Source organism: Rhodoferax sp., from assembly GCF_018063565.1.
In the GTDB taxonomy this organism is placed as follows: Bacteria; Pseudomonadota; Gammaproteobacteria; order Burkholderiales; family Burkholderiaceae_C; genus Rhodoferax.
This window is the reverse complement of the sequence record NZ_JAGPBB010000031.1, coordinates 25,596-40,703: the sequence shown is the minus strand read 5'-3', so window position 1 is coordinate 40,703 and position 15,108 is coordinate 25,596. Positions and strand designations below refer to the sequence as shown.

At 59.3% G+C, this 15,108-nt stretch carries 15 protein-coding genes; 1 reads left to right on the top strand and 14 read right to left on the bottom strand.

What is annotated here, in order from left to right; genetic code table 11:
* Positions 1–134 precede the first annotated feature (134 nt).
* The 8 genes from KBF66_RS09370 to KBF66_RS09335 all read right to left on the bottom strand — a co-directional run bounded on the left by KBF66_RS09370 (position 135) and on the right by KBF66_RS09335 (position 10,075).
* Positions 135–1,265: an acyl-CoA dehydrogenase family protein gene (locus KBF66_RS09370; RefSeq protein ID WP_296655514.1), complete on the bottom strand. Its 1,131-nt coding sequence runs from the start codon at positions 1,263–1,265 to the stop codon at positions 135–137.
* A gap of 89 nt (positions 1,266–1,354) precedes the next feature.
* Positions 1,355–2,536 carry an acetyl-CoA C-acyltransferase gene (locus KBF66_RS09365; RefSeq protein WP_296655513.1) on the bottom strand — a complete coding sequence of 394 codons (1,182 nt, stop codon included), beginning with the start codon at positions 2,534–2,536 and terminating at the stop codon, positions 1,355–1,357.
* Between the two features lie 73 nt (positions 2,537–2,609).
* On the bottom strand, positions 2,610–4,460 hold the full coding sequence (gene aceK, locus KBF66_RS09360; RefSeq protein ID WP_296655511.1) for a bifunctional isocitrate dehydrogenase kinase/phosphatase: 1,851 nt from the start codon (positions 4,458–4,460) through the stop codon (positions 2,610–2,612).
* Between the two features lie 77 nt (positions 4,461–4,537).
* Entirely contained in the window at positions 4,538–4,834 is a 297-nt protein-coding gene (locus KBF66_RS09355; RefSeq protein ID WP_296655508.1) for a hypothetical protein, read from the bottom strand.
* A 54-nt stretch (positions 4,835–4,888) separates the two neighbouring features.
* Positions 4,889–7,240 (bottom strand): nitric oxide reductase activation protein NorD, encoded by a 2,352-nt coding sequence (locus tag KBF66_RS09350; RefSeq protein ID WP_296655506.1) that lies wholly within the window; start codon positions 7,238–7,240, stop codon positions 4,889–4,891.
* A 35-nt stretch (positions 7,241–7,275) separates the two neighbouring features.
* Positions 7,276–8,079 carry a CbbQ/NirQ/NorQ/GpvN family protein gene (locus tag KBF66_RS09345; protein WP_296655503.1) on the bottom strand — a complete coding sequence of 268 codons (804 nt, stop codon included), beginning with the start codon at positions 8,077–8,079 and terminating at the stop codon, positions 7,276–7,278.
* 151 nt (positions 8,080–8,230) lie between these two features.
* Positions 8,231–8,587, bottom strand: a complete 357-nt coding sequence (locus KBF66_RS09340; protein WP_296655501.1) for a ribulose bisphosphate carboxylase small subunit — start codon at positions 8,585–8,587, stop codon at positions 8,231–8,233.
* A 69-nt stretch (positions 8,588–8,656) separates the two neighbouring features.
* Positions 8,657–10,075: a form I ribulose bisphosphate carboxylase large subunit gene (locus tag KBF66_RS09335; RefSeq protein ID WP_296655498.1), complete on the bottom strand. Its 1,419-nt coding sequence runs from the start codon at positions 10,073–10,075 to the stop codon at positions 8,657–8,659.
* A gap of 166 nt (positions 10,076–10,241) precedes the next feature.
* On the opposite strand from KBF66_RS09335, the gene KBF66_RS09330 reads away from it, so the two are divergent.
* Positions 10,242–11,153: a LysR family transcriptional regulator gene (locus KBF66_RS09330; RefSeq protein ID WP_296655496.1), complete on the top strand. Its 912-nt coding sequence runs from the start codon at positions 10,242–10,244 to the stop codon at positions 11,151–11,153.
* 66 nt (positions 11,154–11,219) lie between these two features.
* Here the strand turns inward: KBF66_RS09330 and can are convergent, their stop codons facing one another.
* The 6 genes from can to KBF66_RS09300 all read right to left on the bottom strand — a co-directional run bounded on the left by can (position 11,220) and on the right by KBF66_RS09300 (position 14,672).
* Positions 11,220–11,885 carry a carbonate dehydratase gene (can, locus tag KBF66_RS09325; protein WP_296655519.1) on the bottom strand — a complete coding sequence of 222 codons (666 nt, stop codon included), beginning with the start codon at positions 11,883–11,885 and terminating at the stop codon, positions 11,220–11,222.
* 2 nt (positions 11,886–11,887) lie between these two features.
* On the bottom strand, positions 11,888–12,232 hold the full coding sequence (locus KBF66_RS09320; protein WP_296655494.1) for a type II toxin-antitoxin system PemK/MazF family toxin: 345 nt from the start codon (positions 12,230–12,232) through the stop codon (positions 11,888–11,890).
* Between the two features lie 2 nt (positions 12,233–12,234).
* A complete protein-coding gene (locus KBF66_RS09315; protein WP_296655491.1) occupies positions 12,235–12,477 on the bottom strand; it encodes an AbrB/MazE/SpoVT family DNA-binding domain-containing protein in 243 nt (80 codons plus the stop codon).
* Positions 12,478–12,604: 127 nt separating this feature from the next.
* Positions 12,605–13,786 (bottom strand): isovaleryl-CoA dehydrogenase, encoded by a 1,182-nt coding sequence (locus tag KBF66_RS09310; RefSeq protein WP_296655488.1) that lies wholly within the window; start codon positions 13,784–13,786, stop codon positions 12,605–12,607.
* 24 nt (positions 13,787–13,810) lie between these two features.
* Positions 13,811–14,245, bottom strand: coding sequence for a PaaI family thioesterase (locus KBF66_RS09305; RefSeq protein ID WP_296655486.1), 435 nt, complete (start codon positions 14,243–14,245; stop codon positions 13,811–13,813).
* Positions 14,232–14,672, bottom strand: a complete 441-nt coding sequence (locus KBF66_RS09300; protein WP_296655483.1) for a MerR family DNA-binding transcriptional regulator — start codon at positions 14,670–14,672, stop codon at positions 14,232–14,234. Before KBF66_RS09300 ends, KBF66_RS09305 begins: the two co-directional genes overlap by 14 nt.
* Positions 14,673–15,108: the final 436 nt, after the last annotated feature.

The window sequence follows — 15,108 nt, the reverse complement described above, 5'->3', positions numbered from 1 at the left end:
GCGCCAATGATAGTGCGGATTCCCGTGTGAAAGTAGGTCATCGTCAGGCTCCCTATGCCTTAAAACGCCCAATCCACACGATTGGGCGTTTTCTTTAGAGCTTGAAATTCTTTAAAGAAAACGCAAACGAAGACTCAGGCCAATCCCCGCGCAATGATGATTTTCTGTACATCGCTGGTGCCCTCATAAATCTGGCACACGCGCACGTCGCGGTAGATACGTTCCAGCGGAAAGTCGCTCACATAACCATAGCCACCCAGCGTTTGTAGCGCTGCGCTGCATACCTTTTCTGCCATCTCGCTGGCAAAGAGCTTGGCCATCGCGGCTTCTTTCAGACATGGTCGACCGGCATCCCGCAGGCTGGCGGCGTGCCAGATCAGTTGACGTGCCGCTTCGAGTTGGGTTGCACATTCCGCCAGTCTTAAACCCACTGCCTGGTGGTTGAAGATTGTGGTGCCAAAGCTGGTGCGGTCTTTGGCGTACGCAATGGCCTGCTCGAGTGCGCTTCGCGCCATGCCCACACTTTGCGCCGCAATGCCGATGCGGCCACCCTCCAAGCCGCCTAGCGCAATGCCGTAGCCCTGGCCTTCGGTGCCGATCAGGTTTTCGGCGGGGATGCGGCAGTTTTCAAAGTTGATTTGCGCTGTGTCGCTGCTGTGCTGGCCGAGCTTGTCCTCGAGGCGCGCCACCACATAGCCCGGAGCGTCGGTGGGAACCAGAAATGCGCTCATACCTTTTTTGCCAGCGCCTTTGTCGGTGACGGCAATCACGATCGCGACGTCACCGTTTTTGCCACTGGTAATGAACTGCTTGACGCCGTTGATGACATAACTATCGCCGTCCTTTGTAGCCGTGGTGCGCAAACCCGACGCATCGGACCCAACATGCGGCTCGGTCAGACAAAATGCGCCCAGCATTTGCCCTTGCGCCAGAGGTTCAAGCCACTGCTTCTTTTGCCCGGCGTTGCCGAACTTCATCAAAATGGCATTGACCGGACAATTGGTGACGCTGATTGCTGTGCTCGTACCTCCGTCACCGGCCGCGATCTCTTCCAAAACGAGTGCCAGTGACAGGTAGTCCAATCCAGCGCCACCAAGCTCTTCGGGCACACAAATGCCGTAACAACCCAGTGCGGCCAGGCCATGGTGGACCTCTTTGGGAAAAGTGTGGGTCTTGTCCCACTGCGGCGCATTCGGCCACAGTTCGGCTTGGGCAAAGTTGCGCACCGCTTCGCGGATCATTTCCTGGTCTTGGGTCAACAGCATGGATCTATCTCGTTAGTCAACTCGGGGGGGCAAAGCGTCAAGAACATAGCTCTTGAGCACAGGTTATCATGGGTTTAAAGCTATATATATCAGAGCATTTCGAGCGCCACGGCGGTCGCCTCGCCGCCGCCAATGCACAGCGTGGCCACGCCCTTTTTCAGACCTCGCGCCTGAAGTGCATACATTAAGGTGACCATGATGCGTGCGCCGCTGGCTCCTATCGGGTGACCCAGCGCACAGGCGCCGCCGTTGACGTTGACGATATCGTGGCTCAGGTTCAGATCGTGCATCAGCGCCATGGCCACCACGGCAAAGGCTTCGTTGACCTCCCACAGGTCAACATCCACAACAGACCAGCCGGCACGCGCGAGCACCTTGCGCACCGAACCAACTGGCGCAGTGGCGAACCAGTTCGGCTCTTGCGCATGCACTGCGTGGGCCACGATACGTGCCAGCGGCTTGCATCCCAACTCGGCGGCGGTGCTTTCGCGCATCAGCACCATGGCCGCTGCACCGTCGTTGATACTGGAGCTGCTGCCCGCCGTGATGGTGCCGTCTTTTTTGAATGCGGGTTTAAGCGTGGGGATTTTGTCAAGCTTGATGCGCCCGGGGCCTTCGTCGATGCTGATCACCTTGTCACCGCCACGCCCGCTCACTGTTACCGGAGCGATTTCGGTGGCAAAAGCTCCGGTGGCCGTGGCGTTTTGTGCGCGGCTGGCGCTGGTGATGGCAAATTGGTCCTGTTGATCGCGGGTAAAGCCAAACTTGGCGGCACAGTCTTCGCCAAAAGTTCCCATCGAGCGACCGGCCTCATAGGCGTCTTCCAGCCCGTCGAGCATCATGTGGTCAAAAATGCGGTCATGGCCGATTCGGTAGCCGCCACGGCCCTTTTGCAGCAGGTAGGGCGCGTTGGTCATGCTCTCCATGCCACCTGCCACCACCACGTTGGCGCTTCCAGCAACCAACATATCGTGACCAAACATGGCCGCACGCATGCCCGAGCCACACATCTTGCTCAAGGTCACGGCGCCAGCGCTGTTGGGCAAGCCGCCCTTATAAGCCGCCTGTCGCGCCGGTGCCTGCCCCTGGCCGGCCATCAGGCAGTTACCAAACAACACCTCGTTGACCAACTCCGGCGCAATACCGGCGCGTTCAACTGCGGCCCGGATGGCGACGCCCCCAAGGTCGTGCGCGGCCAGCGTTGAAAAGTCACCCTGAAAACTGCCCATCGGGGTGCGGGCGGCGCTAACAATCACAATTGGGTCTGACATACAGGTCTTTCTATAGAAAAGTGCCTCCAGCGCTTATTGGGTATGCGCTGAAAGCTATGAAAAATATTGTCAATTAAATCGAATCCGGCAACTCCGACTTGGCTGTATCGGGCAAAAAGCGCTTGTTCTGGTCGTAGGGAAACACATCAAACATGTGCCCCTCCAGAATCCGGTCCTTGTTTTTTTGCCAAAATGCGGCGTCCAGCAGGTTGCCATGGTGCTTCATGAATACCTCGCGAACCGCCGGGTTGCCCAGCAGGAAAGGGCCAAATGTCTCGGGGAACACGTCTTTGGGGCCAACGGTGTACCAGACCTCGCCAGACATCTCGTCTTCTTCGCAACGTGGTGCGGGCACCTTGCGGAAGATGCAGTCGGTGATGTACTCGATCTCGTCGTAGTCGTAAAACACCACCTTGCCGTGGCGGGTGATGCCAAAGTTCTTCCACAGCATGTCGCCGGGGAAGATGTTGGCGGCAATCAGGTCTTTCAGGGCGTTGCCGTATTCGATCACGCCACGCTCAAGCTGTTCACGCGCGCGCTGAGCCTCAGGGCTGGTGTTGGCCGGGTCGGCACCGCCGGCGTCAAACGCGTCCTGCAGGTAGATGTTGAGCGGAATCATGCGCCGCTCGATGTAGACGTGGCGCAGGATGACTTCGAGTTTGCCGTCGCCGTCGCGGTCGCTGATCTCAAGCTGGCTGGGGGCAAATTTCTCGATTTCGGCAATCAGCTCGTCGGTAAAGCGGTCGCGAGGAAAGGCCACACCGCTGTATTCGAGCGTGTCGGCCATGCGCCCCACACGGTCGTGCTGCTTGACCAGCAGGTATTTGCTCTTGATCTGCTCGCGCGTGGTTTCTTTGGGCGGCGGGTAAAAGTCCTTGATGACCTTGAACACGTAGGGAAAGCTGGGCAAATCAAACACCAGCATGACCATGCCCTTGATGCCCGGCGCAATGCGAAACTGGTCAGTGGAATGGCGCAGGTGGTACAAAAAGTCGCGGTAAAACAGTGTCTTGCCCTGCTTGCCCAGGCCGAGTGCGTTGTAGAGCTCGTTGCGCGGCTTGCGCGGCATCATGCTGCGCAAGAACTGCACATAGGCGCTGGGAATCTCCATATCGACCATGAAATAGGCGCGGGCAAAGCTGAACAGCACATGCATGTCGTCTTCGCCATGCAGCACCGCGTCGATACGCAGGCGGTCTTCTTCTTTGTTGTACAAAATTGGCAGGGCAAACGGCACTTCGCTAAAGCCATTGATCAACTTGCCCACCACATACGCGCCCTTGTTGCGGTAAAACAGACTGGAGAGCACCTGAAACTGGAAGTTGGCGTGCAGCTTGACCTTCTCCAGCATCGGCGCCATCACGGCGACCACGCGTGCGGTGTCGCGCGCCAGGTCTTCAAACTCGCGGTGCAGGTCAAAGTCTTGCACCAGTTGCATCAGCACTGCTTGCAGGGTGGACTCGGTGGGGTAATACGCACGGTAGGTGGGCAGCGTCTCCGACTCGCTGTTTTCGATGTATTCGGTGCTGACCGCCGGGCGGAAGAAGATAAAGCTGTTCTGAAAATAGCTGCGGTGCAGGATCTTGGTGGTGACTGAGTTGAAAAAGGTCTCGGCCAGTTCGGGCTGGTGGTGGTCGACCAGCAAGCCGATGTAGTGCAGCTTAACCTGCTGCCAGATTTCCATGGGCTGCTCGCCAGCCTTGAACTCACGTTCCAGCCGGTTCGAGCATTCGCGCACGCGCAGGTCGTAAAACTCGATGCGCTCGCGCTGGGCGCGCTGCTGGGCCGGCCAATCGGCCGTCTCAAATCGGTGCTTGGCGCGCGCCGATTCGGTGCGGAACAACTGGTAATGGCGGTTAAAGCCATCCATCATGGCTTTGGCGATATCGTAGGCCAGCCGGGAATCGAGTCGGGTGGGGAACATGGCAATCACTACCGTTAATGAGAAGCCCCATTATCGATAAACGCGGGCACCCCATGGCGCGCGGCCGAGACGGAACATCAGTCGTCGTTAGCAAGCTCCGGGTCCCAACCCGCTGCGCGCGCTTTTTGAATCGCGGCATCGTAAATCCAGTGGTGCTTCTCAGCCAGCGCAGGCGGTAGCCGGCTGGGCAAGTTGCCATAGGGCTCCCAGGCTTTGGAAACGGCATCGAGCAGCATCTGAAAATCAGCGGCACTGCGTCCGGCGAACGTGTCATTTTCTGGCAGCAGGCCAAACAGCCAGGCGTCCCGGATGGTGCGACCAATCATGGTCATGCCGCCGTTTTCTTCGTGGTCCAGACCGGCATAGGTTTGCATGGGTTGTGGCTCGGTGTAAAAGTTGAGTGGGGAGATGATCGCAGGTTCAGACGGTCATCGCGTCAAGCCGGCATACAGCAGCGGCAGTTTCTCTGGCAGACGCTCCACCTTGTCCACCACCATGTAGTTCTGCGCGCCAAAAATGCGCGACACATACTGGTCGGCACGCGGGTCCAGGCTCATGCAGTAGGTGATGATGCCGCTGCGCCTGGCTTCCTCCACCGCCTTTTTGGTGTCGTGGCGCAGGTACTGGGGGTCGCGCACATCAATGTCGGCGGGCTCGCCATCGGTGATGACCAGCAGCAGCTTCTTGGCTGAGCGTTGCGCCTTCAAGGCGGTGCTGGCGTGACGGATGGCAGCACCCATGCGGGTGGAAAGCTGGCCGGTCATGCCGGCCAGGCGGGCCTTGACCTGATCGTCGTAAGGCTGGTTGAAGTCCTTGAAACGCCAGTAATTCACATCGTGCCGGCCGTCTGAGCAAAACCCATGAATAGCAAACGGGTCGCCCACCTTACCAATCGCGTCGGCCAGCAGCACACACGCCTGGCGCGTAAGTGCCAGCACGGTGTGATCTTGCCCCGCCACCCGGTCATTGGTGGAGTGCGACAGGTCCAGCAGCACCATCACCGAGATATTGCGTGTTTTGCGCACACTGCGCATCATGAGGCGTGGGTCGGGTTGTTGCCCCATGCGCATACCGACCAGCGCGTCCAGGGCCGCGTTGAGGTCGATGTCGTCACCGTCTTCAAGCTTGCGCAGGCGCTGCACGCCTTGCGGCTGCATCGCATCCAGCAGATATTTCATGCGTGAGATGACACGTTTGTGCTCGGCCGCAATGGCGTCAATCAAGACCAGATCGCCCAACTTGACGCGCCGTTCCTGCACGGTGACCCAGGCCGGGCGCTCCAACTGGATCAAATAATCCCATTCGCCGTAATGGCTGGGTGGCACCAGGGGCTCTTTGCCTTCGGAGTCGTTGAAGGACACGCCCATGTCTTCGTAAGGGAACAGTTCCGTGGCCAGCACCCAGACTTCCTGCGCGTCGTCGCCAGCGGTCTCGACATCGATTTCGTTGGCCATCTCCATCAGGTTGACGTATTTGCGCACCTGCTGTGGCTCGTGGTAGCCCGCGGCCAATGATCGATCCAGGTCGAATGCCTCAAAGGCCCAGAAATAGCGGTTGTCGTCGCGGTAGGGCGCCCGTTGCACATCGGTGCGCGGGTGGTAAGCGGGGCCAACGTCCTTGAAACTGTGGGCCAGCGCCACACCGATGTCCCATGACACCGTGTTGTCAAACGGCTGTGCCAGCACACCCGGCAACGCCTGGGCAAACAAGGCACGCCCTTGGGCGATCCACGGATGGGCATCGGGGTAGTCGGGTTCCAGCAGGGCGCGCGCTAACCGGTTCAGGTAGTCGCCGGCCGACTGGTGCTGCGCTGCGGTGCTGGTGTGCAGGCTGCACCAAAGCTGGCGCAAGCCTGGGAACTTGGCGCAGGCCAGCACTTCCACCCGCGCGTCTTCGATGGCACCGATGAGTGCCATCTGCCAGGGGCTCAGCGCCTCGGCTGAGATTGGCTGGCGGGTATAGACCAGATGCGCTGCCGCGTGTGCGGCGCTGGCACGGTAGAGCTCCAGTGCACTCACCGTACCCTGCTGGCCCTGGGCGGCGTCAAAGGCATCGGGCAGGTGAATCAGGTAGTCTTCAATATAGGGTTGGTAGCCCTCGCGTGACTCAAAGTCGCCCGAGGTGGGACGCATGAAAAAGTCTCGCCCCCACAACGCACGCAAATACATGTTGATGCGCCGTTGCACATCCACCAGCAGGGTGCCCTTGCGCTCCTGTTGCAAAATCGCCAGCGACTCTTTGGAGTTCAGGCCAAAGTATTTGATCTGCTCCTCGTACTGGGTGCGATGCGCCTGCGCGCCCCAGTTGGCCCAGCGGCGCAAGCCCCCCAGGGTGAGCTGGCCCAACAGCACATCAATTTTGTCAAGCATCGGCCGCAAAGCGCGGGGTGCCTGGTTGACCAGTGAACTGATCACCTGCAGGTACTGTAAAAACAGTTCGCCATCGGCCAGCCGGGTTGCTGCGGTGGGTGCGGTAGCCAGCACCAGCTCAATCACCGCGCCCGAGGTTTTGGAGGCCAGCATCAGTGCCTCGGTGACCAGGTCAGGCACCACGTCTTCGCCAACCTCTTTGGCGACTTGCGGTGCAGACTCGATCCAGGCATTGACCAGGCTGGCACCCTTGCCCAGCCCGTGCAGCGCCGCAGCACCCTTGACATAGTTGTCCAGGCCGCGGGCGGAGAACACGCGGGTGGCGTCGGCCCAGGTGTGCAGCATGAGCGTGCGCGACTCGGGCTTGAGCTCATCAAGCCACTGTTGATAGTCGTCAAGATGAACGGACATGACGCCCTCCGGTTAGCTGGCCGTACGACACAGCATCAGAAAAAGGTGGCGACGGCTGCATCGAGGGCATCGCGCATGTCGGGGTCGTCGGTGATCGGGCGCACCAGTGCCACGCGGCAGGCGGCCTGCGGCGCCACGTCCTTGCGAATCAGATTGCCCGCGTAAATCAGCATGCGCGTCGAGATGCCCTCGTCCAGGCCGTGGCCCTTGAGGTTGCGGGCACGCTCGGCAATCGACACCAGTTTGCCCGCCACCTCGGACGTGACACCTGTTTCGTGGGCGACGATTTCGGTTTCAATCTCATGCGCCGGGTAGCTGAAATCGAGCGCGCCAAAACGCTGCTTGGTGGACTGCTTGAGGTCTTTCATCAGGCTTTGGTAGCCCGGGTTGTAGGAAATTACCACCTGAAAATCCGGGTGCGCATGCACCAGCTCACCCTTTTTCTCTAGTGGCAAGATGCGCCGGTTGTCGGTTAGCGGGTGAATCACCACGGTGGTGTCCTGGCGCGCCTCCACCACCTCATCCAGATAACAGATCGCACCAAAGCGTGCGGCCATAGCCAATGGCCCATCCTGCCAGCGCGTGCCTTGCGCATCGAGCAAGAAGCGCCCTACCAGGTCAGAGGCAGTCATGTCCTCGTTGCAGGCCACGGTGATCAGCGGCTTTTGCAGTTTCCAGGCCATGAATTCCACAAAACGCGTCTTGCCGCAGCCGGTGGGGCCTTTGAGCATCATCGGCATACGCACGTCATAGGCGGCATCAAACAGTTCAACCTCATCGGCCACAGGGCGGTAGTAGGGCTGACGCGTGACGCGGTAGGGTTCCAGGATGTCATTCATTTTTTGTCTCCAATCAAAGTACGCGGATTTGGTACTGCACTGGTGTTGCCGGCAGCGCCACTGTGAAAGAGGCCTGTCATCGTAAGAACGGGCGATCTTGCACAGTGGCCCCGGCGCAAAAGCTGCCGGGGCCAGTTGCGTTGCAGTGGCGTTAGACCGTCTTGCCTCTAAAGATCACCATCGAGGCACCTTGCGACTGCTTGAAGTTGTCATAACCAATCAAGCGCACATGGTTATCCGGGTTGGACTTGCGGCAGGCTTCGCATTCGGCAAGGATTTTGTCCACGTCGGTTTCGCCGAACATGGGCAGTTTCCACATGTACCAGTACGAATCCATCAAATACTGCGGCTCGGTGTGCTCGATGGCGGGGTTGAGGCCCTTGCTCACCAGGTAAGCCACTTGTTTGCGAATTTCCTCGGTGGTCATGGCCGGCAGGTAAGAAAAAGTCTCAAACTTGCGGCTCGTCGGATCGCTCACGCGGCTCTTGTAATCCATTACTTCAGACATGTTTTTTCCTTTCAGATGTTAGGGACGAGGCTTCGGTTGGATGGGTCTCACCCGCCCGAAGCGGGGTAATTACTTGTGGGCAACGTCGAGTTTGTCGACGGTGTCAAATTCGAACTTGATCTCTTTCCAGGTTTCCATGGCGATCTTGAGTTCGGGCGAGTGCTTGGCCGCGTCCATCAGCACGGTTTTGCCTTCTTTCTCAACCGCCACACCTTCGTTGCGCGCCTTGACGCAAGCCTCGACTGCCACGCGGTTGGCTGCAGCGCCGGCCGCATTGCCCCACGGGTGGCCCAAGGTACCGCCGCCAAACTGCAACACCGAGTCGTCGCCAAAGATGTTGACCAGCGCTGGCATGTGCCACACGTGAATGCCGCCCGAGGCCACCGGCATCACGCCCGGCATGGAGCCAAAGTCCTGGTCAAAGAAGATGCCACGACTGCGGTCTTCCTTGATGAACTTGTCACGCATGATGTCGATCCAGCCCAGGGTGGCTTCGCGGTCGCCTTCAAGCTTGCCCACCACGGTGCCCGAGTGCAGGTGGTCGCCACCCGACAGACGCAAGCATTTGGTCAGCACCCGGAAGTGGATGCCGTGGTGCGGGTTGCGGTCGAGCACGGCGTGCATGGCACGGTGGATGTGCAGCAGCATGCCGTTGTTGCGGCACCAGTTGGCCAACCCGGTGTTGGCGCAGAAGCCGCCGGTCAGGTAGTCATGCATGATGATGGGCGAGCCGATTTCCTTGGCGTACTCAGCGCGCTTGTACATCTCTTCGGGGGTCGGCGCGGTCACGTTGAGGTAGTGACCCTTGCGCTCACCGGTTTCGCGCTGGGCCTTTTCAATGGCTTCCTGCACAAAGTCAAAACGCTGCTTCCAGCGCATGAAGGGCTGGCTGTTGACGTTTTCATCGTCCTTGGTGAAGTCCAGACCACCACGCAGCCCCTCATAACAGGCGCGGCCGTAGTTCTTGGCCGACAGACCGAGCTTGGGCTTGATGGTGCAGCCCAGCAGCGGGCGGCCGTATTTGTTCATCATGTCGCGCTCGACCTGAATGCCATGCGGTGGGCCGCCACAGGTCTTGACGTAGGCAATCGGGAAGCGCACATCTTCCAGACGCAAAGCCCGCAAGGCCTTGAAGCCAAACACGTTGCCCACCAGCGAGGTCAACACATTGACGATGGAACCTTCTTCAAACAGGTCAATCGGGTAGGCCACGAAGGCGTAGTAGCAGGTGTCGTCACCGGGCACGTCTTCGATGCGGTAGGCGCGGCCTTTGTAGTAATCAAGGTCGGTGAGCAGATCGGTCCACACTGTGGTCCAGGTGCCGGTGGACGACTCGGCCGCCACCGCAGCGGCGCACTCTTCGCGCGAGACACCCGGCTGCGGGGTGATTTTGAAACAGGCCAGAATGTCGGTATCGTTTGGCGTGTACTCCGGGGTCCAATAGGTTTGCCGGTATTCCTTCACGCCGGCGTTGTAGGCTTTTGCCATGCTGTCTCCTTGTCGAGGTGGTAAAAAAAGGGATCGCTTATCGGCTCAAAGCGGGGCTGTTTAGCGTGGGTTGCTCTGAACTGGGACGGATTGTTGATGGCATGTTGAATAAATAAAAGTAAAATGTTTTAACGATAACGTTTAACTTTTTAAAACAATTAATCCCATGCCACTGCGCCACGCCACCTTGCACCAATTGCGCATTTTTTCGGCGGTTGCCCGTCACAGCAGCTTTGCGCGCGCCGCCGAGGCGTTGCACTTGTCGCCCCCCACCCTGTCGTTACAGGTCAAACAACTCGCTGAAACCGTGGGGGAGCCGTTGTTTGAACAAATCGGCAAGAAGATTTTTTTGACCCGGGCGGGTCAGGCCGTGGCGCAGACCTGCCAGGACATCGAGCAGCGCATGGAGCGCCTGTCGCAAGAACTGGCGGCGCTGCATGGCATCGAAAAAGGCAGCGTAAGCATCGCCATCCTGACGACGCTTAAATACACGGTTCCCAAGGTGTTGGCGGAGTTCTGTGCCGAGCATCCTGGCATTGAAGCAACGCTGTTTGTCGGTAACCGCGAGACCTTGTTGCAGCGCCTGGCAGCCAATACCGATGACCTGTACGTCATGGGCCAAGCGCCCGCACACATGGACGTGGCAAGCGAACACTTTGCCGAAAACCGTTTGGTGATGGTGGCACCCCCCGGGCACCCGCTGGCCGGGCAGCGTGAGGTGCCCGCGCAGCGGCTGGCGCAGGAGCCCTTCGTGCTGCGCGAGCCCGGTTCAGGCACGCGCCTGACGACCGAGCGGTTCTTTGGCGGGCATGGCATCACACTGAAGAACCGGCTGGAAGTCAGCAGCACCGAAGCCATCAAACAAACCGTGGCCGGTGGCTTGGGGTTGGCCGTGCTGTCGAGCACGACGGTGGTGTCTGAACTGGCGCTGGGTGAACTGGTTCAGCTCGATGTGCAGGGTTTCCCGCTCATCCGACATTGGTATGTGGTGTGCCCAGCGGGAAAAAAGCTCAGTGCCGCGGCCTCGGCATTCAAGACCTGGCTACTGCATGCGAAGCTTGGCGGTCCAGCAGCGTGAACTTGTTTGGCTTTTAGCTCAACGTCAAGAAAAACCGATTGCGTTGCCAGGTCAACCGGCGCGGCATCAAAGCGAATCCGGGCGCGGATAACGTTTGAAGGCGTTTTGAAACACCGGCATCACCTCGTCGCTGCCCTGCATGCTGACGCCAAGGTCTTTCACCAGACCGTCGGCCAGGCCATAACACCAGCCATGCACCGTCACCTTCTGGCCGCGCGCCCAGGCATCTTGCAACACATTGGTCAAGGCCACGTTGCCCACCTGCTCAATGACATTCATCTCGCACAAGGTGTCTTGCTGCTGCGCGATCGTCAGGTGGTCCAGCCGCTTGCGGTGGCGCAGCTTGACATCATGCACATGGCGCAGCCAGTTGTCGGCCAGGCCCACGCGGGTTCCTCGCAGTGCTGCGAGCACACCGCCGCAACTGTAGTGGCCCACCACCATGATGTGCTCAACCTTGAGATGGTCCACCGCAAACTGGATGACCGACAGCGCGTTGAGGTCCGAGTGCACCACCACATTGGCAATATTGCGGTGCACAAACACCTCGCCGGGGTCGAGCCCGGTGATTTCGTTGGCTGGCACGCGGCTGTCAGCACAACCAATCCACAGGTACTTTGGCGCCTGCTGCTTGGCGAGTTGGGTAAAAAAGCCGGGACGTTGCTGCTCCATGCGCGCCGCCCAGGCCCGGTTATTGTCGAAAAGGTGTTGGAGTGATGTGGATGTGGTCATGGTCATGGTGATGTGGCCGCACTGCTGGCAAACATGTCGCGCAAGATGGCCAGCGCGGGCTCGGGGTCGATGTGTTCAATCAAGCTGACCAGGCGGCTGCGATCGAACGAGCGCATCCGGTCCAACGCCACCGAGCTGCTCTGTTGTTGTAACTGAACCGACAGACGCGTCGGCCAGGGTTTGTGGGTGCTGGTGATTGGGGCCACCAGCACCGTTCCCAAATGCGCGTTCATGTCGTCAGGTGAAACCACCAAAGCTGGGCGCCGCTTGCTGATTTCTTGCCCTACCGTGGGGTCAAGGTTGACCCACCATATCTCGCCCTGGCGAGGAAAGGCTTTGCCAGCCACGGCTAGTCGTCCCAGGCTTCGGTGAGCGGCACCTCACCCCAGAGTGACTCATCTGCTGCGGCGGGCGCAGCTGCAAAAGCGGCTGCCCACCCCGCGCGGGGTGCGCGAACGGGTGTTAGCACAATGCTGTCGGCCTGCACCGTGATGCTTAGTTCAGAGGCGCGCACCAAGTGCAAGGCGTTCAACACAGCTTTGGGCAGACGCAGGCCCAGGGAGTTACCAATGGGGACAATATGGGTTTGCATGGCATGAACTGTAATTACATTGTGGTCATTATATGCAGGCCCAGCGAGGAAACCGTCGCGGTATCAACGTGAAACAGCCCAGGTTGTTCTATAGGAGCGGCGCCCTCGCCGCGAATGCGCATGCCGGTTAGCAAGTCTCGGCAAACAACTCCCGCCCAATCAGCATGCGCCGGATTTCCGAGGTGCCGGCACCAATCTCGTACAGCTTGGCGTCGCGCCACAGACGGCCCAGCGGGTACTCGTTGATGTAGCCGTTGCCACCAAAAATCTGCACGCCTTCGCCGGCCATCCAGGTTGCTTTTTCAGCGCACCACAAAATTACCGAGGCACAGTCTTTGCGCACCTGGCGCACATGCTCGGTGCCGAGCAGGTCCAGGTTCTTGGCCACCGTGTAGGCAAAGCTGCGCCCGGCTTGCAGGACGGTGTACATGTCGGCCACCTTGCCCTGGATCAGCTGGAACTCCCCAATGCTTTGGCCAAACTGCTTGCGGTCGTGGATGTAAGGCACCACGTTGTCCATCACGCTTTGCATGATGCCCAGCGGGCCGCCGGTGAGCACCGCACGTTCATAGTCCAGCCCGCTCATGAGAACCTTAGCACCCATGTTCAGGCCGCCCAGGATGTGCGACTCGGGCACCTCCACGTTTTGAAACACCAGCTCGCCAGTGTGGCTGCCGCGCATACCCAGCTTGTCAAGCTTTTGCGCAATGCTGAACCCGGGCATGCCCTTTTCAATCAGAAAAGCCGTCACGCCGCGCGCGCCTAGTTCGGGCTCGGTCTTGGCATACACCACCAGCGTGTCGGCGTCCGGGCCGTTGGTAATCCACATCTTGCTGCCGTTGAGCAGGTAGTAGCCGCCCTTGTCTTGCGCCTTGAGTTTCATGCTGATCACGTCAGACCCGGCACCAGGCTCGCTCATGGCCAGCGCGCCCACATGCTCGCCGTTGATCAGCTTGGGCAGATACTTGGCGCGCTGGGCCTCGGTGCCGTTACGCTTGATCTGGTTGACACACAGATTGCTGTGGGCACCGTAGCTCAAACCGACCGAGGCACTGGCCCGGCTGATTTCTTCCATGGCAATCATGTGTGCCAAGTAGCCCATGTTGGCGCCGCCATATTCTTCACCCACCGTGATGCCGAGCACACCCAGGCTACCCATCTTCTGCCACAAATCCATCGGGAACTGGTCGCTGCGGTCGATCTCGGCGGCGCGTGGGGCAATTTCGGCTTGGGCAAATTCACGCACGGCATCACGTAGTGCATCAATGTCTTCGCCGAGTTGAAAGTTGAGTCCGGGCAGGTTGCTCATGGGGGTGTCTCCTGGGTTTGCTTTTCAATAGGTTTTTGGCACGGGCATCAGGGTTTGCTGCATCACCGCGCAGGGGTTCTGCGTGCCTTGGGCGTCGACATGCACCAGTTCGGCGGTGGTCACAATGATGCGCCGCCCGGCCTTGACCACGCGGCCGATGGCACGCAGTTCGCCGTCGCGAAAGGCCGCCAGAAAATTGACTTTGTATTCAACGGTGGTCACTTCCATGCCGTCTGCAGCCATGGTGAGACCCGCATAGCCACCGGCAATGTCGGCCAGCGCACCCATGGCACCGCCGTGAAAGCCGTCCTGTTGTTGTGTGACCTTGTCCGAGTAAGGCAGTGCCAGTTCTACCAGCCCGGGTTCCACCCGCAGCAGGCGCACGCCCAAGTGGCGCATCATCCCTTGGCGGTCCAGGCTGTTCTGCACGCGGGTCCAGAGGACATCATGCGGAGTCATTGGAGGTTCCCGTTGCGTTATGGATAGGTTCGACAGCCGATTTTTCAATTTTTGCCAACAAGGCGCGCGCTTCGCGCTGGTGCACCTTGAGTTCGTCCAGATTCGCTTGCAGGTCTTTCATCTGGGCTTCCAGCTGCTTTTGGTGCAGCGCGATGACCAGCAAGAACTTTTCGAGTTGTGGCCCGGTGTCGCGCGGACTGTCATACATATCGATGATGTCTTTGGCCTCGGTCAGACTCAAGCCCAGGCGTTTTGCACGCAAGGTCAGTTTGAGGCGAGTGCGGTCGCGGCCACTGTAAACACGGCTGCGTCCACCGGGACCACTGCGTTCAGGTTGCAGCAACCCCATGTCTTCGTAAAAGCGCATGGCCCGAGTGGTCAAGTCGAACTCCTTGGCCAGGTCGCTGATACTGTAAGTTTGAGGCATGTTGAAGGCGATAGAGGCGCTTGACGTTGACGTTAACGTCAATATGATCGCGGATTATGGCGCACAAATTGGCGGCTCTGGTTGCCGGAGTGGTTTGCGCGGCGACTGCCTTGACTCAGCGATGGTACGGGCGCAGAGGCGGGTATGGACGGGGGGCCACGTGGGGCGCCAGAAATCGGCCCTGGCCAAACCCGCCTCGACCTCGATGTCGGCTGTCGTGCAAAGAATGAATATCGAATTTCCGTTATCCGGCCGGCAAAGCGGCTGGTCGCGGTCTATCACAACGAGAAAACAGACTTGATATTGATATCGGAATTGGTATTCGAGCACTGCGCAACCCAGACGGGAGCCAGCATGACGCCGCAAAAGAAGCGCCGACACCCCGTTGAGGCAGAATTTTCGGATCTCATCGGAAACCTTGGCATGAAATTTGCAT